Below are 20,320 nucleotides of genomic sequence, written 5' to 3'. Positions count from 1 at the left end.
AAAATGATAATGCCGAAATAAATTCGGCATTATTTTAAAAATCATAAGATTATTTATGCCATCAAAGCAGCAATTGCAGAAGTATTAACGATATCATCAACACTGCATCCGCGGCTTAAATCAAATAGTGGTTTTTTCAATCCTTGTACAACCGGGCCAACAGCTTCTGCGCCGCCCAATCTTTGTGCAATTTTGTAACCAATATTTCCGGCTTGTAAATCCGGGAAAACCAAAACATTAGCACGACCGGCAACATTGCTTTCAGGAGCTTTCTTCTTTCCAATCGATTCAACAATTGCCGCATCAAATTGAAGTTCGCCATCAATCATTAATTCCGGTTTTTTACTTTTCGCAATTGATGTAGCTTCCAAAACTTTATCAACCAATTCGTGATTTGCACTTCCTTTTGTTGAGAAAGAAAGCATGGCAACATAAGGTTCTTCTCCGGTTAATTTTTTATGATTTTCTGCGGTTGTAATTGCAATATCAGCTAACTGTGCAGCATCCGGATTTGGAACAACTGCACAATCCGCAAAAGAAAAAACTCTTTCCGGAAAAATCATCAAAAAGAAACTTGATACAATTGAAATCCCCTCAGGCATTCCAACACATTGCAAAGCTGCTCGTAATACATCTCCGGTAGATGCAGTTGAGCCAGCAACAAATCCATCTGCTTTTGATTCTTTTACCATCATTGCACCGAAAAATAAATCGCGCTTTAAAGTTTCTCTTGCTTGCTCAATTGTAACACCTTTGTGTTTTCTCATATTATAAAATATGTTGGAAAAATCACTAAACATTTCTGATTTTTCATAATCAATAATTCTAACTCCGGAAAGATCGCATTCCAATTCTCTTGCTCTTGAACGAATTTTATCTTCATTTCCAAGTGTGATAACTTTTGCAATTCCCTCATTTGTTAGTTTTTGAGCTGCTTTTAATACTCTGTCATCATGTGCTTCGGGAAGTACAATTGTTCTTCTTAAATTTTTTGCTTTTGATTTGATTTCTTCAATTAATTTTAAATCTGCCATAACTATCCATTTTTAATTTTTATTTTACCTAAATATAATAAAATCGAAATTCACTTAATTATAAATATATTTTCAAATTTTGTTATTTTAAGCAAAATATTTTCTTAAACAAATTTTCTAGGGAAATTTATGGAAATTCAATTTATTGGTGCAGCAAAAACTGTAACTGGATCAATGCATTTAGTTACAACCGGAAGCACAAAATTTTTAGTCGATTGCGGATTATATCAAGGGAAAAGAAAAGAGGCTTTTGAAATAAATAGAAATTTTCATTTTTTTGATCCACAAGAAATTGATTTTGTAATTTTAACTCACGCACATATTGATCACTCTGGAAATTTACCCACACTAGTTAGTAAGGGATTTAAAGGAAAAATTTATTCGACTTTTGCTACAAGAGACTTAGTTACAATAATGCTTAGAGATAGTGCACATATTCAAGAAAAAGATGTTGAGTTTGTAAATAAAGCAAGATCCAAACAAGGTAAAAATTTATTTGAACCCCTTTACACTCCCAGTGATGTTTCAAAAACTTTAAAACTTTTTGTTGGATTAAATTATCATCATGAAATTGAAATTACTCCTGATATTAAATTATATTTTGCAGATGCCGGACATATTCTGGGCTCAGTAGTTTCGCATTTAACAATAAATGAAAATGGAAAAGAAATTAAAGTTGGATTTAGCGGAGATTTGGGACGACCAAATTTGCCTATTCTTCGAGATCCAGAAAAAATTAGAGATGTAGATTATTTTATTTGCGAAAGTACATACGGTGGTAGAAGTCATGATAATCCAAAGGATTCTGAACATCAACTAGCGAGAGTTATTAACCGTGCAGCACAACGAAATGCAAAAATTATTGTACCAGCTTTTAGTGTTGGAAGAACTCAAGAATTAGTTTATGCTTTACATAGAATTTTTCAAAGAGGCGATGCTCCAAAAATTCCGGTTTATGTTGATAGTCCACTTTCCGTAAATGCAACTGAAGTTTTCAGACTTCATCCTGAATGCTTTGATAATGAAACCGAAGAATTTATTTTAAAGAATAAAGATCCATTTGGATTTAATCAATTAAATTATATCTCTGAAGTTTCTGAATCCAAAGAATTAAATTCATATAATGGACCATTAATGATTATTTCAAGCTCCGGAATGGCTGAAGCTGGAAGAATTCTGCATCATCTAAAAAATAATATTGAAAATCCAAACAACATAATTTTAATGGTTGGTTATTCTGCGCAAGATACATTAGGTAGAAAAATAATGGATAAAAACGAATATGTGAAAATTTTTGGCGATGAATATAAACTTAAAGCAGAAGTAATTGTTTTAAATTCATTTAGTGCACACGCCGATGAAAATGAACTTATTACTTATGTTAATAATTTTGATAAAAAAATGTTGAAAAATATTTTTCTTGTTCACGGCGAATTGGATCAGCAAGAAATATTTAAGAATAGAATTTTAGAAAACGGATTTGCTAAAGTTACAATTCCAGATAAAGGTGATGTATTTGTACTGGATTAAACAATGTGCAAAATAATTTTGTGAAAATATTCAATAAAATATCTGCGTTAATTTTGGTGTTTCCAGCAATCTTGTTTTCTCAAACTATTAGCGACAGTTTAAATTTTAATTATTCTAAATATCAAAGGAATATTTTTAGAACGTCATTTTCAAAAAGATTAAACACGCTTGATCTTAATTCCGGATTGGCTATTGCACAAAACTCGGATAATTTTTTCTTTGGATTAAACGAAAATTATTTTTCTTCACTTGTTAGTTCAACAATAAAAAATATTAAAGATGAACAATCGCTTTCACTTATTGGAGAATATAAATATGTTCCAACTTTTCAAATTGGTGTTTTAACTCAAAATAATATTTATTCCAACGACAGAAAAATTGCTATTAACGAAGCATCAATTTTGCATTCTACAATTTATACAAAATATTCTCCGATCGATCAATTTAAAGTAATTCCATACGTCGGTTATTCAATTAATAAACAAGTAAATGAAGATGACCGCGGTGCAATTTATGGTTCAAATATTTTGTTAGAAAAATATAATTTAAATGAATTTCAAATTTCATCTAATCTAAATTTTCAAAATGAAGATATTTCTCCAAGAAAAAATTATAACCGACTTGTATCAATAAAAGTTAAAAATGATTTTGATTTAAACTTAACAAATTTAATTTCTGGAGATTACAGTAATGTACGAAAAGATTTTTATTTTGAAGCTGATTCTTTAACTTCAAACATTTATAATATTTCGAAGAATATTCAAAGCAGAATTGAAAACAGATATTTTATTGAAGAAAGAATTTTCAATTCAAGATTTAATTCAGATTTTTATTTTGATTTAAGCGGACGCGCATCATATAGAAATATTGATAGAATTACAAAATTTAAAAATCTAACAAACATTGAATTATCAACTTTTGATTCGCAGATAAATGAATTTCGGCTCGATTTTTCGGGCATAACAGAATATAACAGCGAAAGTTTTTTTGGTAGAATTAAAATTGATTATAGTGAAAGAGATGAAAAATATTCCGCTAAGAAAATTTTAAATTCAAATAATATTATTTTTGATCAACGCACTCAGCTTGAAAAACGAAAAAATAATAATTCGCAGTACACAACAATTTCTGCAGTAGGAAATTATTCAATCACAAATTCTGATAATTTACTTTTTACATTGCTTCATAGAAAATTAATTTATGATACTCCGAGTGAAGATAATTTTGATGATCGTGACGAGCTTTTATCAATATTGCGTTTATCATATTTAAAATCTTTTAATCACCTTTTTAATTTTTTCTTAAATATTGAGGGAAGTATTAATCACATAGTTTACATTTTTGCCGAAAGAAGTTCTAACAATAATACACGAAGAAATATTAAACTGAGTTCGGGCGGAGAATATTTAGGAACAAATTTATATTCTAAAAATACTTTTGAAGTTTCTGCAAATTATACATCGTACGATTTTGAAGATGTAATTCCAAATATTAAAAGTTTTTCATTTCGTCAGTTTACTGCAAAAGATTCAACGTCGCTAAAATTATATAAAAAAGTTTTTGCGGATTTTTCCGGTTATGTAAAACTTTCTGAACAAGGAGATTTTGTTTGGTCAAATTTCACAAATAATCCCGAAAGATATTTAGCTGAATATTTTTTAGAACCGATTTTCAACATAAAATATTCTCAAATAAAAATTGGCGTTGGTTTAAGATTATTTAGTCTTCAAACATTTGGATACAATGCCGATAATAAAAAATATTTAACAACAAAATATAATAGCGTGGGACCTATTACAAATTTTTTAGTTAGAATGCAAAATATAGATTTAGGTTTATACGGCTGGTATGAATTTATTTCAAACGAAGAAAATGTAAAACGTGAATTAGCAAATCTATATTTTTCGGTAAATTGGCGGATTTAATAAATTGCAATTGTTAACAATAAAAAGTATTTTTTTTACAATATTTAAATGAATTTTATTGCTCGTGAGTAAAAGTTTTAAACATAAATTTAAGAGTAATCCTGAACTTCTCCCTAAAATAGAAAGTTTCATTTTAGACTCAATTCAAAGTGAAATTAATATTAGTGAAGAAAAGAAGAATTCCATCGAAATGGCAATTGCTGAAGCTGCTGCAAATAGTATTATTCATGGAAATAATTCAAATCCGAATAAAAATATTTTTGTAAGCATCTCAATTTTAAAACGAAAAATTAAAATATCAATTAAGGATGAAGGAAACGGTTTTAATCCGAAAGATATTCCAGATCCAACAATTCCGGAAAATATTTTAAAAGGAAGCGGACGCGGTTTATTTATTATGAAGTCTTTGGCAGACGATGTTGAATATAAGTTTTTAAAGGAAAATACTGAATTAATTCTATCGTTTAATTTATAAATCCATTCGAATAAAATTATTCCAAATAAATTTCATCAAATATTTAAAGTATTTTATTATGTAATTATAACAACAAATTCTTATTTTAGGATAGTAAGGTTTTATTAAAAATAATATAAGGAGTGAACACAATGGCTAAGAAAAAAATTGCGCTTATTGGTGGCGGACAAATTGGTGGCGTTTTAGCCCAACTTATTGCATTTAAAGAATTAGCAGATGTTGTTTTATTTGATATAGTTGAAGATATGCCGCAAGGCAAAACACTTGATATTGCGGAAGCATCTCGCATTGATGGATTTGATGTAAGTTTAAAAGGCGCAAATCAATACAGCGAAATTGCTGGCTCTGATTTAGTTATTGTTACCGCTGGATTACCTCGTAAACCCGGAATGAGCAGAGACGATTTATTAGTTACTAATGCAAAAATAATGAAAATTGTTGCAGAAGGTGTTAAAGAATTTGCACCAAATTCAATTGTGATTATTATTTCTAATCCATTAGATGCAATGGTTACACTTTTCCAAAAAGTTTCCGGATTTCCACATCATAAAGTGATTGGTCAAGCCGGAGTTTTAGATTCATCAAGATTTTCAACATTCATCGCATGGGAATTAGGTGTTTCGGTAAAAGATGTAAATGCTATGGTTTTAGGCGGACACGGAGACACAATGGTTCCACTAGTTAGATATGCAAATGTAAACGGCGTTCCGGTAATGGAATTATTGGAAAGGAAATATAATAATTCTGCAAAAGCCAAAGAAGTAATGAATGCAATGGTTGAAAGAACAAAAATGGCTGGCGGTGAAGTTGTGAAATTATTAAAAACCGGTTCAGCATTTTATTCACCAGCTTCTGCAGCAATTGCAATGGCTGAATCTATTTTAGGTGATCAAAAAAGAGTTTTAGCATCATGCGTTTACTTAAATGGTGATTACGGTGTTAATGGATATTATGTTGGCGTTCCTGCAGTTTTAGGTGAAAATGGATGCGAAAAAATTCTTGAAGTTACGTTGAATGATGAAGAGCAAACTTTATTTAATAATTCAGTTAAAGCAGTTACTGATTTAGTTGCAGATATGGATAGATTGGGATTTTAATTTTTATTAAACTTCACATTTTAAAATATGTAATGTTTTAAGAATATTTATTAGATTCTTAAAAAACTTTAAAAACAAAAAACCCCTCAAATGAGGGGTTTAATTTTCTGATAAACATTAAAATTTAACTTAAACTTTCGTAAACGCTGATATATTTTCTATTATTTCTTTTTACTTCAAATTTTACAAATCCATCGATAACAGAAAATAATGTATCGTCACTTCCAATTTTTACATTGTTACCGGGATGAAATTTTGTTCCTCTTTGTCTAACTAAAATAGAACCTGCTGTAATTTTTTCACCGCCAAATCTTTTTACACCAAGATACTGAGGATTACTATCTCTTCCGTTTCTGGTTGAACCTTGACCTTTTTTATGAGCCATTATTCACTCTCCTTTTCAGCAGCTTTGGATTTGGTCGTAGAAATATTCGTAATTTCTATTCTTGAAAGCTGTTGTCTATGACCATTTTTTAATTTGTATGATTTTCTTCTTATTTTCTTAAAAACAATAACTTTTTCATCTTTTAAATGTTCTAAAACTTTTGCTTTAACTTTCACACCCTTTACAGATGGATTTCCTATTGATGTAGTATTTCCATCAGAAAAAAGTAAAATATTATCAAAAGTAATAGATTTATTAACTTCAGAATCTAATTTAGGTACATAATATTTAGCTTTTTCTTCAACTTTAAATTGTTGTCCTAAAATATCAACAACTGCGTACATTTTTTCTCCATTAAATCTTAATTAGACTTGTAAAAGTACGGAAATGAATAAATATTGTCAAATATTAAATTTTATTAAAAATTGCAAAATTTAATTATCGTCTTCATCTTCATCTTCAATTTCCGAATATATATACTTTTCATATTTGTGTTTTATAAGTTGAGCTTCAACAATGAAGTACACATCTTCAGCAATGTTTGTAGAGTGATCACCGGTTCTTTCTAAATGACGACAAATTTCTAAAATACTTAAAGCTTCATCAATATTATTTGAATTTTCTTTCATAATATTAATTAGCAATTTTCTATTTTCTGCAAATAAATTATCAAGTTTAACGTCAGATTCAATAACTTTTTTAGCAAGTTCCGCATCGTTATTATTGAATGAATCAATTGCATCTTTTAACATTTTCTTAACAATAATTGTCATATCATGAAAATGCGTAGAATTTATAAATGCTGGTTTTTTTTTCAAATTTTGAAAACTTCTTGCAATATTTTTTGCCAAATCGCCAATTCTTTCCAAATTTGTATTTATTGTTAATGCAGATAAAACTAATCTCAAATCAATTGCAACCGGTTGACTGAGTGCAATAATTTTCTGACATGTTTTTTCAATTTTTCTATCAAGCTTATTTATTTTATCTTCACGCTCAATTATTAAATTTGTCAATTCAAGATTTTCTTCATTGATTGCACGAATTGCCAATTCCATTTGGTCTTCAACCAAACTTGACATTTTTATAATTCGCGTTCTTAATTTTCCGAGATGAATTTCAAATTGTCTTTCCATTTTTGCCTCAAATTTTTTTTAACCAAATCTACCGGTTATGTAATCTTCTGTCTGTTTTTTTGATGGATTTGTAAAAATTTTAGATGTTCCGTCAAACTCAATTAATTCACCAAGATAGAAAAATGCAGTTTTATCACTTACGCGTGCTGCTTGCTGCATATTGTGTGTAACAATTACAATTGTATAATTTTCTTTAAGTTCATGAATCAATTCTTCAATTTTTGCGGTAGAAATTGGATCTAAAGCGCTTGCCGGCTCATCCATTAAAATTATATCCGGTTTTACAGCTAATGCACGTGCAATGCATAAACGCTGCTGCTGCCCGCCGGAAAGACTTAGTGCCGATTCATGCAATCTATCTTTTACTTCTTCCCAAATTGCAGATTGCTTTAAAGATTTTTCAACAATTTCTTCCAGTTTTTTCTTATCTCTAATTCCGTTTATCGAAGGCCCGTAAATTATATTTTCATAAATTGTTTTTGGAAATAAATTTGATTTTTGGAAAACCATTCCAATTCGTTTACGTAAATTTACAACATCTATATTTTTATCATAAATATTAATTCCATCAATATTTACTTCACCGGTAATATTAACATTTCCTATTAAATCATTCATTCTATTTAACACTCTTAAAAATGTAGATTTTCCACAGCCAGATGGACCAATAAATGCGGTAACTTGCTTTTCGGGAATCTGCAATGAAATATCTTTTAGCGCTTGTTTATCACCGTAATATAAACATAAATCTTTAGTGAATATTTTGGTATTCTTCATCTTAACATTTCTCTAATTTAAATTTTTCCTAATTGCTTTCTGTATTTATATCTTAAAATTATAGCAGTAATATTTAATAAAAAAGTTATAGCAATTAATACTAATGTTGATCCGTACTGAATTGGCATTGTTAAAGTTGGATTTGATGACTGCGTTGCTAATATGAAAATATGATATGCCAAATACATAAATTGTTCTGATGGATTTATCATCGGAATACAATAATCGCCAATGCATAAATCAACAATTGGTAAATTTGGGAGAAAAAATGCAGCACCTAAAAATAAAATGGGTGCCGTTTCACCAACACCTCGGCTAATTGCTAAAATTGTTCCGGTTAAAATTCCGGGTTTAGCTTGAGGGATTACAACTTTTTTAATTGTCTGCCATTTTGTTGCTCCAAGTCCGAACGAAGCATCAATATGACTTTTAGGTACTGCTATAAGTGCTTCAAGAGTTGATACTATTACAATAGGCAAAACTAAAACACTAAGAGTTGCTGCAGCCCAAAGTAAGCAAGGTTGTCCCCATAATAATCCGGTTTCTAAAACTTCATCTAAATTTCTGCCAATGAACAAAATAAAAAAACCTAAACCGAATAACCCAAAAACAATTGATGGAACACCAGCTAAATTATTTACGGCAGTTCTAATAATTCTTGTAAAGAATGTATCTTTTGCATATTGAGATAGATAAATTGCGGCAGAAACACCAACCGGAACAGATAATAATACCATAATTGTAGTTACAGCTAATGTACCAAAAATTGCTGGACCAATACCGCCTTCAGTCATATTATTTTTTGGTTCATCAAGTATAAATTCTAAAGATATTATTCCAATACCTTCATAAATTATTTTGCCAAGAACAAGTAAAAGTACAAAACCTAATAGAAAAAAAATAAATTTTGTAAAGCCTATAAAAAATTGCCCGGTTAAATCTTTATGTTTTTTTGAAATATCCAAAAATCACCTAAAAAATATTTTTCTTTCGCATTTTATTAATTATTATTTCGGCAATAAGATTAAGAAAAAACGTTATCGTAAAAAGTATTATCCCAATAAAAAATAATGCATAATAATGATCGGAACCTTGTGAAACTTCACCCATTTCCGCTGCAATTGTTGCTGTCATTGTTCTAACGCTTAAAAATAAATCGGTTGTAATGTTTGAAGCATTTCCTGCAGCCATTAAAACAATCATAGTTTCACCAATTGCTCTGCCGAAACCTAATATTATACTTGCGGAAACTCCGCTAAATCCGGCTGGAATTATTACCCGGCTAATTGTTTGCCATTTTGTTGCGCCTAAACCATAAGATGCCATTCTCAAATCATTCGGAATTGATCGTAATGCATCTTCTGTCATTGAGGCAATTATTGGAATTATTACAAAGGATAAACCCAGTGCAGCTATAAATGCATTTAATCTATTTGATGGATGAAATAAATCATCAAAAACCGAGGCTCCGACAACAAGCATTAAAAATCCTAAAACAACTGTGGGAATACTTGCAAATAATTCAATCATTGGTTTTAAAAATTCTCGGGCTTTGGGATTTGAAATTTCAGATAAATAAACTCCGGCAGCAACTCCAAAAAAAGTTGAAATTAATGTAGCGGGAATTGCAGTAAGCAGTGTTCCCACAATTAATGGTAAAAGTGAATAACGTTCTTCACTTGATGTTGGATACCATTCATATAATCTTTGTACAGATTTATCAATTTGAATTTGATCAAAATAAATAAAGTCTAAAATGCCAACATTGTTAAGTGCCTGTATTCCTTCTCTAAACAAAAAAACAAAAATTAGAATAATAAAAACTAATGCTACAATTCCATTTGCCGCAAAAAAATATTCAATAATTTTTTCCTTAATTCTAACATTTATTGAAATCTTTTTTCCATAAAGAGAAGACTCTGATTTACTTAATTCAGAATCTTCATTTTTAATTTTATCTACAGATTTAGTAGTATCAACCATATAATTTTTTATTGAGGTAAAGGAATATATTCCATTTGCTTAACTAAATCTTGACCTTCTTTTGATAATATAAAATCCATAAAATCTTGAACTTTTTTATCTGGTGTACCATTTGTGTAGCAATATAAATATCTTGAAATAGAATAAGTGCCATTCCAAATTGCCTCATAATTAACTTTTCCTTCTTGTGCCGGGGCAATTCCTTCTGCAGTTTCGTCTGCCTTTACTTTTAGAATTTTAACGTCTGTTCTAACTGCAAAATAACCAACACCACCATATCCAATTCCTTTATTATCACGAGCTACTGCTTCACCTAAAGCTGCAGTTCCTTGCAAAACTTGTGTTGTATTTGCAAAATCTCGAGTTTCTCCTCTTTCATCTTTTCCCAATACATGTTCTTTAAAAAATTCATACGTTCCGCTGCTATTTTCTCTTCCATATAAAACAATAGGCAAATCTTCACCACCAAGTTGCTTCCAATTTGTGATTTTTCCGGTGAAAATTTCCAAGATTTGAGTCATAGTTAATTCATTAATTGTGTTTGTTGGATTTACAATAACTGCAATTCCATCCAATGCAACTTTGAATTCTTTAGGTGAAATATTTTTCGTTTTTGCTAATTCATATTCTTTTTCTTTTAATTCTCTGCTCGAATTTGCAATATCCATAGTTCCATTTAAAAGCGCAGCTATGCCAGTGCCAGAACCGCCGCCAGTAACTTGTATTGATGCATTTGGATTTTTCTTCATGTAGTTTTCAGCCCATTTCTGTGATAAATTTACCATAGTATCAGAACCTTTTACCGAAACAATTGATTTCTCAACTTCTTCCTTTTTCTTACAACCGACAAATAAAACTAAACTGATCAATATTGCTGTAACAACTAATGACAATTTGTTTTTCATTTAATTTTCCTCATAATTTTCTTTTGAATTGCTTAAAAAATTTTAGAAACTAAATATATCTGCATCACATAGTAGTGATGTTAATTTATTGTTAAATAATTGTTAATTTTTTAATATAGCGGGAAAAAACCGTTTTCTTTAATTATTTTTTGACCTTTTTCACTTACAACCCAATCAATATATTCTTGCGTAATTCCAGTAATTTTATTTGCCGTATAATATCTCAAATATCTTGCAAGAGGATAATTTCCATTAATTACATTTTCCTCAGAAGGCTTAAAATTATTTATGGAAATTTCTATTGATTCATCACCGTAACCAACTCCGCCATAACCAATTGCATTTTTATTATTTTTTATAAAATCAACAATTTGTTTTGTTGTAGAAATTACAATTGCTTTTTCACTAAATTCTTCATCCAATAAAACATGTTTTTTAAAATATCCATAAGTTCCGGATGAATTTGGTCTTGTAACTACAATTATTTCAGAATCGATCCCACCGATATCTTTCCAATTATTAATTTCTCCAGTAAAAATTTTAGCTAAATTATTTACACTAATATTTTTAATAGAATTATTTTGATTTACATAAACTGATAATGCATCTTTGCCTATTAGAAATGACATACCAACTGAATTAAATTTTGCCGCAAATTCTTTTACTTCATCCGGATTCAGTGTTCGGGATGAAGCACAAATATCAATATTTGAATTTAGTAGTGATTTTATTCCTTCAACTGTTCCCATGCCTTCAACATAAACAGAAATATCCGGATGTTCAATCATAAATTTTTCCGCAAGTTTTTGATTTAACAAAAACATTGTATCAGAGCCTTTTATTCTTAATACATTTGTTTTTTCCACGTTTATTAAACTGCAAGAAGAAACAAAAATTGATAAAATTATTGTTACAAATATTTTCATCTTTTTTCTGCTTTGGTTTGAAGTCTAATTAGATTATATGGCGAATTTTGATTCCAAGTAATTTCGTACTCTGTATTTGAAACTTGAAAAATAAAATAAGTTAAAAATTTAATGTGTTTTTCAACAGCTGAATAATTTATCTTAATTTCTAAATCATCAAAAGGAGTGTGATAAATATTTTCATTGTAATAAAATATTTTTTCCAAAGCTTTCTGATGCGAGAGATTTGAATAATCAATTCCATCCAAAATTAAAATTGAAGGAATTCCAGCTTTGGCAAAAGCAATTTGATCAGACCTATTAAATGCTTCTTGATAAAAAAATTCTTTTGGAATATTCGAAATTTTTAGTTTAAGCAAATTTGCAGTAGAAAATAAAAATTGTTCTAATTGTGATAATTCGGAACCAATTCCAATCACTGAATTGAAATCATCTAAATATGCAATTCCATCAATATTTAAATTTGCAATTGTTTTATACAAAGGGAAAATTGGATGATCAGTATAATAAGTTGAGCCAAGCAATCCCTTTTCTTCACCAGTAACCGCAATAAAAATAATTGTGCGCTCAAGTAAATATTGATTTTGCTTAAGTATTTTTGCGAGTTCAATTAATGCACTTATTCCAACTGCATTATCCAAAACACCGTTATAGATTGAATCTCCATTTACATTTGGTCCAATTCCCAAATGATCATAATGTGCAGAAATTATTATAACTTCGTCTTTTGTTTCATTATCTGGTTTTAAAATACCAATTACATTTCGTGAAATAAAATCTCGTTCATGAAAATTTCCTTCATAACTTAAATAATATTTTTTTTCATTCATTATTTTAGAAATTTCTTGAGTAGAATTATTTGGTAATATATTAAATATTTTCTTTGCAGTTGAAGGATTTAAAATTATTGAAAAATTTTCAGAAGGAGTATAAAGTAAATTTACATCTTCAAAAGAATAATCATTTGTTAATTTCATCCAAAAGTTTGAATTATCAATTTCAGTATTTGGCAAAATAATTGTTCCAGAAGCACCGCGACTAATCGCAATTCTATTTTTAACATCATTATAACTATAAATAGTTGGTTCTGCTCCGTTAAAATAATTAACATCATCTGAATTAGGTTCGCCATTTAAAATCATTGTTATTTTACCGGTGACGTCATTTTCGCTGTAATCAAAGTGATCAAATTCCGGTGCATTTATTCCATATCCGCAAAAAGAAATTTCTAAGGGATAAGGTATTATTGTCTGCTCACCAGTATTTATAATTACATAGTCTTTTTGATGCGCTAATCTGAAAGTATCTAAATTTGAAAAAATGATTAGGTTAGAATTTTCAAGCGGGATAGAACCATGAAGCGGTACTTCTTGAAAGTATGAATTTGTTTTTGGAATTGGGAGCAAATTTATTTCTTCAAATTTTTCCCTAATATAATTTGCACTAAGTTCACCACCTTTTGTGCCGGTGCCTCTTCCTTCAAACAAATCACTACCTAAAATTTCTATATGATGTTTATATGAATTTGAGTCAAAATTGAATTTAATTTTTTCTAAAAAATCTTGTGAAAAAATATTTAAAGTGGGAATAAACGAAAGAACAATTAAAATTCTATTAATTATGTTTTTCATTTAAAAAATATAATAAAAAAGGGACATACTATAAAGCACATCCCTTTTTTTCCCGATTAGGGTACTTCTAGCTGAGGGGTTTATTTCATTAAAATCATTTTATTTACATAAACTTTTGAACCTGCTTGCAATCTATAAAAATATGTTCCACTTGAAAGTTCGGATGCATTGAAATTAATTTTATAAGTTCCGGCATTCTTTACTTCACTTAAAAGTGATTGAATTTCTTGACCTAAAACATTATAAATACTTAATTGAACTTTGCTTGTTTGTGGAATTGCAAATTCAATTGTTGTAGTCGGATTAAACGGATTTGGATAATTCTGAGCAAGTTTAAAATCTGCTGGAATAATGTTTAAATATTCTTCTTTAATTCCAGTAATATTACCTGCATAACCTAATTGATCCAATGCAGTCCAACCCAATAACCAGTTATTACCACCAAATGCTCCTACATAACTTGTCGGTACAAACCAATTATCTTCTATTGTTTTACTTCCACTCAATGCCGGACTTCCACTTTCTGGTCTTGGATCTAATCCGCCATCTGTTGTTCTGCTTATTCCTTTTAACATCGGATCTGCTACACTATTTGCATTTCCTCCATCTTGGAAATATCCTTGTGCAAAATCTTGATATATAAATTGTGTCAACTCATTTCCAGCTCCCATATTATACCAAATGTTATTCTGGAATACTATCTCACCATTTTCAAATCTCTTTCTACTATCTTCTGTCTTTGATCCACTATTATCAACGTCTTCTATCGTTAATCCATAACCACTTGTTGCATCATCATATTCTGTAAATATACTATTGTGATATTCTACCGCTGTATTATCTCTTAAGATTATACATTCAGCTCCATCTCCTTCAGGTGCACTTCCTAATCCAGCTCCAATGTATGTTACATTTGATAATACCGGATGTGAAAATGGTGTATAATATTCATCTCCCGTTGCTCCATCCATCTCCGCTACTCTTCCAGCTTGATCTTCCGCTTGTATTCCAAACCAAAATTGTCCCTTTCCTCTAAATCCTTCATCAGTATCAAATGCATCATCTGAACAAAATGCTGCTACCATATATCTTGTATTTACCGTTCCTCCAAAAAATTCAAATCCATCATCTGCACTTGCATAACTTTCTACATATTCTATCACTGTGCCACTGCCTACTCCGCCTAAGGTTAATCCTTGTATCTCATTTCCGGCTTGATCTCCCACATTTATTCCGCTATGTCTTATTGATACATACTTAAACACTCCACTGCTGTGTTCATCATTTGTTCCGCCGTATAATGATTTTTCTGCATTTATCTCATTTACTCCTTCTACAGCTTTCAATCCATCTGTTGTTTGATTATTGGTTGAAGCTTGTCCCAACATTACTACTCCACCCCATAATCCTCTATCTGTGTGACTTAAATTTCCTTCCAAATTATCACTCTCTGCAGTAAAGATTATTGGTCTATCTGATGTACCTTCTGCATAGATCTTTCCATATCTTGTTACTACCAATCCGCTTGCTGCATTACCTTGACCTTCTTTTGCTTTTATTATTGTTCCAGGCTCTATTGTCAACACTGCTGCACTATCTACAAATACCATCCCATCTAACAAATATATATTATCTGATGTAAATGTTACTTGACTCCCTACCGGTATATCTGTATCCGTGATTGTGATTACATTTTGTGCAGATAATGTTCCCACAAAAAATAACATAGTTATCAAAATTGTCTTTAATTTTTTAGACATGTTTTTCTCCTTTTATATTTTTACATTTAATGAAATTGAAAACGTTCTGCCTTTACTTAATTTACTATATATATATTCTTGTCCTTTAAATTCTTGTATAAATTTAATATCCGGATCAAGAATATTATGAGCAGTAAACGAAAGGTTAAATAAATCAAACAATCCTTTTGAGAACTTAAAATCCAATGTGCCATAGCCTTGTTCATAAACATCTGGACTTGCGCCTTCTGTAACAATTGCTAATCTATTACCAAAAATATTGTAGAAAACTCCGGCACTCATATCTAAATCAAAACTATCATACGCAAGGTTTAAGTTAAAAAGATACGGTGATTGTCCCATGAACTGTCTGGTTTTTGATGCAGTCGGATCTGAAATCTCAATAAGAAAATATTCTGTTTCTGGTATTTCTGTTTTAGAATTTACTAATGACACATTTGTGCCTATACTGAAATTTGATATTAAATCAGAAATGCTTCCAAGATTTTTTCTCATTTCAAATTCCAAACCATATAAACTAGCTTCACTAACATTTTGCACTGAAAGCAATCCATTAGGAACGCTATTATCTTGATATTTCTCAATTGGATCAGTAAATGATTTATAAAATCCACTAACTGCAATTATTTCTCCAGGATTCATAAACCATTCCCAGCGCAAATCATAATTTTTAATTAATGTTCGTTTAAGATTTGCATTTCCAACAAATAGGTAATCACCAATAAATTCAAAACTGGTGTATGGAGCCAGTTCTCGAAAAGTTGGTCTAGCAACTGTATGTGAATAAGTTGCACGTAAATTCATATTTTCTTGCAATTGATAAATAAAATTTATCGAAGGCAAGATATCAGTATTATCCAAATATCCTTTAGCTAATGCAGGATCACCGCTAACAGCATTCATTTCGGTTGATTCTAATCTTGCACCACCTACAAATCTTAAATCTCTTGAAATTGGCAAATCAATCATCAAATATCCCGCAGCGGTTTTCTGATCACCAGTAAAAATATTTTTTAACGACTTTGATTCACCGATTACATTTCCAAATTCAAAGTAAGATTCACTTGTATCCAGAATTCCAATTGTATTGAAATAAGCATCAATATCACCATTATAATCACTAAATCTAATTGCATCTGCTTCATACTCAAACCGACGTTGATTATATGTTCTATCAATATTTGTATATGCAGCACCAAATTGTAATTTTGCAGAATAATTATTCCAAACATTAAATGGTATTGAAAAATTTAAATTTCCCGATAAATTATCTTCGGATAAATTTCTAAAATATCTGATTGGCGGCGGATAAAGTGAAGATGGACTTTGATAAATTGTATCACCGGTTGATGCTTTAACAGACCAATGATTGGAAAAATATCTTAAATCCGGTTCATCTTGTTCGTTCACTGAGTATGTTATTTTCCAATCCATCTTTAAATCTGAGAGAAACTTCATTAAATGATCGCCTTCAAGCTGATAAGTATCTAGAGCTCTTTCCGTATATTGTAAAACTCTTGTTTCATAAGTTGCAGTTGATGGAATATCCGTCCATGAACCTGTAATATATCTTGCCGTAGATTCCCCACTTTGCGTTCGGAGGTAAGAAGCTTTAAATTGACCGTAACTATCATTTTTCATTGATAAGGATGCAATTGCTCCCCAATTTGCTTCATAGGTTCCCTGAGTATCTTTGAAATGTCTTTCAATATTCAATGACTCAATATCTTCAACGGTACCAGGTAATTTGTACCTTCCAATTTCACCATTTTCGTAGAATGAATATTTTTGTCCCCATGTTAATGATGCTAAATATCCAAATGTTTGATTTGCAAAAGCAAACTGATTTCCCGCTGAGAGCGACATTCCACTATTTAAACCTGCATTTGCAGAAATTGGAGTCATATTTGTATTAAAAGATTTTGTAAGTTGGTCTAAATACAAAGCTTCTTCTTTTGTTTTAATAGATGTATAACGCGGAATTGTAATATTGGAGTTGCTTAACAAATTCGATAATTCTCTAGTCCCATCATCCATTCCAAGCCAGTCATATCCGCCGGAATTTGGTAAAATAAAATTATCATTATAAGTTGATATTGAATTATACCCTGTTGAAACTGAAAAATTCAATGAGAATTTTTCTGGAAAATTTTTCATTGTTACATCGACCAAACCTCCGGTAAAAGTTCCTGGTTTATCAGGAGTAAATGTTTTAATCGTAACAATATTTTCAAGTAAGTTGGAAGGAAATAAATCCAATTGAAATGATTTTTTATCCGGATCAGCACTTGGTAATTCTGCACCATTCAAAGTTGTAGCAGAATATCTTTCACCTAATCCTCTTACATATACATATTTTCCTCCAACAACAGAAGCACCGGTTACTTTTTTCATTGCATCTGCTGCATCACTGCTGCCGGATTTTGAAATTGCTTCAGCACTAATTGCATCACTAACAGAAATTGATTTCTGTCGTTTTGCCAACAAAGCACCTTCTGTGTTTGTTAGAGCTTTTGCAGAAATTACAACTTCTTCGGTCTCGTAGGTTTCTGTACTTAACACAACATCCATTTTTAATGTTTCGCCATTAATAATTTTAACATCAGAAATTGTTTTTTTCTGAAATCCAATCATAGAAAACGAAACTGTATAAGTACCTTCTGAAATTTTTTCAATAGTATAACTTCCGTTAATATCCGTTGCTGCACCTCTATTTGAACCTTCAATAAAAACGTTTACACCAATTAACGGATCTCCAAAATCCTTATCCACAACAATTCCAGTTAGATTGCCATTTTGGGCAAATATAGAATTTGTCTGAATTACACTTATAATTAGGATTAAAAATTTTAGATATTTTTTCATAACAATGGCACAATTATGCCAAGTAGTTTTTAAGTTTTCCATGACCCCTCATGTTAGAATTAGTTTTGATCGAAACTTAGGCGGTTATTGTTAATTGATTGTTATGAGGCTGTTAAGAAAGTATTAAGTCTGTGTTAAGAAATTGTTAAGAAATTTATTTAATTAAAAATTTCACTAATCTCTTTTTAGTTTAAAAGAGAACTCTGATCCAACATTTAAAATACTTTTTACTTCGATTGCAGAGTTATGTGCTTCCAAAATATGCTTTACAATTGATAAACCTAACCCAGTTCCCGGAATTGTGCTTGATCTATCTCTTTCAGTTCTGTAAAATCTTTCAAAAATTCTATCAATTTCATTTTCCGGAATTCCTATTCCGGTATCTTTTACGCTAATTGTTACTGTTTTATTTTTTTCTAAAACTAAAATTTCAATTTTCCCTTTTTCCGTGTATTTAATTGCATTCGATAAAAGATTATTTAAAACTTGAGTTAATTTTTCTTTATCGCCATAAATTTCAATTTCTTTGTCAAAATCACTTAATAATAATTCAATATTTTTTAGTTGTGTTAAACTCTTAATCTCATTAACTATGTTCTGAAGAAAATTATTTAGATTAAAAAAACGGAAACTTAAACTCATTAATCCGGATTCAATCATTGAAATATCAATAAGATCATTCAACAATGAATTTAGATTATTAGAATGTGTTAAAGTTTTTTCAAGAAATTTTCTATTTACATTAGGATTATCAATCGCACCATTTAACAAAGTTTCTAAGTAACCTTGAATTGTAAAAATTGGAGTTCTTAATTCATGCGAAACGTAACCGAGAAAATCACTTCTGGCTTGAGCTAATTTTTGCATTGCTGCCAGATCTTTCTGAGTTCGTCTGAACATGGCTTTAATATTGCCTTCCAAATCAATTAATGATTTACTTAATTTAATTTCTTCTTCACTATGCAAAATATTTTTTCGTATTGATCTAATTACAGATTTTATTTCTTCAATTTCTTTTTTTCTCTTTCGACCAATAAAAAAAAGAATTATAAAATCGAAAATGATGATTGTAAAAGTAATTCCTAAAAAACGAGGTGAAGAAATTTCAAAAAGAAGAATAATTAAAACTTCAAATAAAATACTAAGAAGAATAATTTCCCGAGCAAATACGACGGAAAATTTTAAATTAGAAATGACTTTATTAATACTCTCGGAAGCGATAACCAACACCTTTAATAGTTTCAATCATATCGGCTTCATTGCCCATTTTTTCTCTTATTTTACGGATATGAACATCAACGGTTCTTTCAATTACATATATATCTTCACCCCAAACATCATTCAAAATTCTATCTCTAGGGAAAACTTTTCCCGGTCTTTTTGCTAAATAATAAAGTATTGCGAATTCTTTTTTGGGAAGAATTATATTTTTCCCATTTACCTTAACTTCAAATTTATCTTTATTAATTTCAAGCGGTCCAATTTTCAGTACGGAAGCATTCTGCTGTTCTTTATCATCAGATTGTGAAAGTTTTTTAATTTTAGATTTCACTCTTGCAACTAACATTTTAGGAGATATAGGTTTTTTTACATAATCATCAGCACCAAGATCAAATCCTTTTAATTCATCAAACTCGCTGGTTTTTGCAGTTAGAAAAATAATTGGGATATCATTATAATTTTCATTGAGTCTTATATTTTTACAAACTTCATAGCCATTCATCTTTGGCATCATAACATCAAGAACAACAACATCGGGATTTTCTTTCATTTTTTCCAATGCCGCTTCGCCGTCATTTGCCGAAATAACTTCAAAACCTTCTGCTTCTAAATTATATTGTAGAAATTCTACAATATCTTTTTCATCATCAACTAATAATATCTTTGCCAT

18 protein-coding genes are annotated in these 20,320 nt (G+C 29.9%); 4 read left to right on the top strand and 14 right to left on the bottom strand.

The genetic code is table 11. The features are described from left to right. Positions 1 to 53 precede the first annotated feature (53 nt). Positions 54 to 1,034: a phosphate acetyltransferase gene (gene pta / locus IPM32_11205; GenBank protein MBK8945820.1), complete on the bottom strand. Its 981-nt coding sequence runs from the start codon at positions 1,032 to 1,034 to the stop codon at positions 54 to 56. A 129-nt stretch (positions 1,035 to 1,163) separates the two neighbouring features. On the opposite strand from pta, the gene IPM32_11200 reads away from it, so the two are divergent. The 4 genes from IPM32_11200 to mdh all read left to right on the top strand — a co-directional run bounded on the left by IPM32_11200 (position 1,164) and on the right by mdh (position 6,061). Beyond that, a complete protein-coding gene (locus IPM32_11200) occupies positions 1,164 to 2,564 on the top strand; it encodes an MBL fold metallo-hydrolase (GenBank protein MBK8945819.1) in 1,401 nt (466 codons plus the stop codon). Positions 2,565 to 2,569: 5 nt separating this feature from the next. Further along, complete coding sequence (locus IPM32_11195) at positions 2,570 to 4,489, top strand: hypothetical protein (GenBank protein MBK8945818.1); 1,920 nt, start codon at positions 2,570 to 2,572, stop codon at positions 4,487 to 4,489. Between the two features lie 64 nt (positions 4,490 to 4,553). Beyond that, positions 4,554 to 4,964 carry an ATP-binding protein gene (locus IPM32_11190; protein MBK8945817.1) on the top strand — a complete coding sequence of 137 codons (411 nt, stop codon included), beginning with the start codon at positions 4,554 to 4,556 and terminating at the stop codon, positions 4,962 to 4,964. Between the two features lie 131 nt (positions 4,965 to 5,095). Then, positions 5,096 to 6,061: a malate dehydrogenase gene (mdh, locus tag IPM32_11185; protein ID MBK8945816.1), complete on the top strand. Its 966-nt coding sequence runs from the start codon at positions 5,096 to 5,098 to the stop codon at positions 6,059 to 6,061. A 124-nt stretch (positions 6,062 to 6,185) separates the two neighbouring features. On the opposite strand, the gene rpmA is transcribed toward mdh, so the two are convergent. From rpmA to IPM32_11120, 13 genes are all read right to left on the bottom strand, one after another. Further along, positions 6,186 to 6,446: a 50S ribosomal protein L27 gene (gene rpmA / locus IPM32_11180; protein MBK8945815.1), complete on the bottom strand. Its 261-nt coding sequence runs from the start codon at positions 6,444 to 6,446 to the stop codon at positions 6,186 to 6,188. Next, positions 6,446 to 6,790: a 50S ribosomal protein L21 gene (gene rplU, locus IPM32_11175; GenBank protein ID MBK8945814.1), complete on the bottom strand. Its 345-nt coding sequence runs from the start codon at positions 6,788 to 6,790 to the stop codon at positions 6,446 to 6,448. Before rplU ends, rpmA begins: the two co-directional genes overlap by 1 nt. 90 nt (positions 6,791 to 6,880) lie before the next feature. After that, positions 6,881 to 7,582, bottom strand: a complete 702-nt coding sequence (gene phoU, locus IPM32_11170; protein MBK8945813.1) for a phosphate signaling complex protein PhoU — start codon at positions 7,580 to 7,582, stop codon at positions 6,881 to 6,883. An 18-nt stretch (positions 7,583 to 7,600) separates the two neighbouring features. Then, positions 7,601 to 8,359 (bottom strand): phosphate ABC transporter ATP-binding protein, encoded by a 759-nt coding sequence (locus IPM32_11165; protein ID MBK8945812.1) that lies wholly within the window; start codon positions 8,357 to 8,359, stop codon positions 7,601 to 7,603. 17 nt (positions 8,360 to 8,376) lie between these two features. Further along, positions 8,377 to 9,324, bottom strand: coding sequence for a phosphate ABC transporter permease PstA (gene pstA, locus IPM32_11160; protein MBK8945811.1), 948 nt, complete (start codon positions 9,322 to 9,324; stop codon positions 8,377 to 8,379). Positions 9,325 to 9,331: 7 nt separating this feature from the next. Continuing rightward, on the bottom strand, positions 9,332 to 10,342 hold the full coding sequence (gene pstC / locus IPM32_11155; GenBank protein ID MBK8945810.1) for a phosphate ABC transporter permease subunit PstC: 1,011 nt from the start codon (positions 10,340 to 10,342) through the stop codon (positions 9,332 to 9,334). A gap of 8 nt (positions 10,343 to 10,350) precedes the next feature. Further along, a complete protein-coding gene (locus tag IPM32_11150) occupies positions 10,351 to 11,247 on the bottom strand; it encodes a phosphate ABC transporter substrate-binding protein (protein MBK8945809.1) in 897 nt (298 codons plus the stop codon). A gap of 110 nt (positions 11,248 to 11,357) precedes the next feature. Beyond that, positions 11,358 to 12,173 (bottom strand): phosphate ABC transporter substrate-binding protein, encoded by an 816-nt coding sequence (locus IPM32_11145; protein MBK8945808.1) that lies wholly within the window; start codon positions 12,171 to 12,173, stop codon positions 11,358 to 11,360. Further along, entirely contained in the window at positions 12,170 to 13,804 is a 1,635-nt protein-coding gene (locus tag IPM32_11140) for a M28 family peptidase (GenBank protein MBK8945807.1), read from the bottom strand. The genes IPM32_11145 and IPM32_11140 overlap by 4 nt, the downstream gene beginning before the upstream one ends. Before the next feature lie 80 nt (positions 13,805 to 13,884). Then, positions 13,885 to 15,564: a T9SS type A sorting domain-containing protein gene (locus IPM32_11135; protein ID MBK8945806.1), complete on the bottom strand. Its 1,680-nt coding sequence runs from the start codon at positions 15,562 to 15,564 to the stop codon at positions 13,885 to 13,887. A gap of 12 nt (positions 15,565 to 15,576) precedes the next feature. Further along, a complete protein-coding gene (locus IPM32_11130; protein ID MBK8945805.1) occupies positions 15,577 to 18,471 on the bottom strand; it encodes a TonB-dependent receptor in 2,895 nt (964 codons plus the stop codon). A 132-nt stretch (positions 18,472 to 18,603) separates the two neighbouring features. Next, positions 18,604 to 19,635, bottom strand: coding sequence for a GHKL domain-containing protein (locus IPM32_11125; protein MBK8945804.1), 1,032 nt, complete (start codon positions 19,633 to 19,635; stop codon positions 18,604 to 18,606). Then, a complete protein-coding gene (locus tag IPM32_11120; protein ID MBK8945803.1) occupies positions 19,631 to 20,320 on the bottom strand; it encodes a response regulator transcription factor in 690 nt (229 codons plus the stop codon). Before IPM32_11120 ends, IPM32_11125 begins: the two co-directional genes overlap by 5 nt.

Source organism: Ignavibacteriota bacterium, assembly GCA_016716225.1.
Classification (GTDB): domain Bacteria; phylum Bacteroidota; class Ignavibacteria; order Ignavibacteriales; family Melioribacteraceae.
The sequence above is the reverse complement of the archived record's forward strand: the minus strand, read 5'-3'. Positions and strand labels throughout refer to the sequence as shown.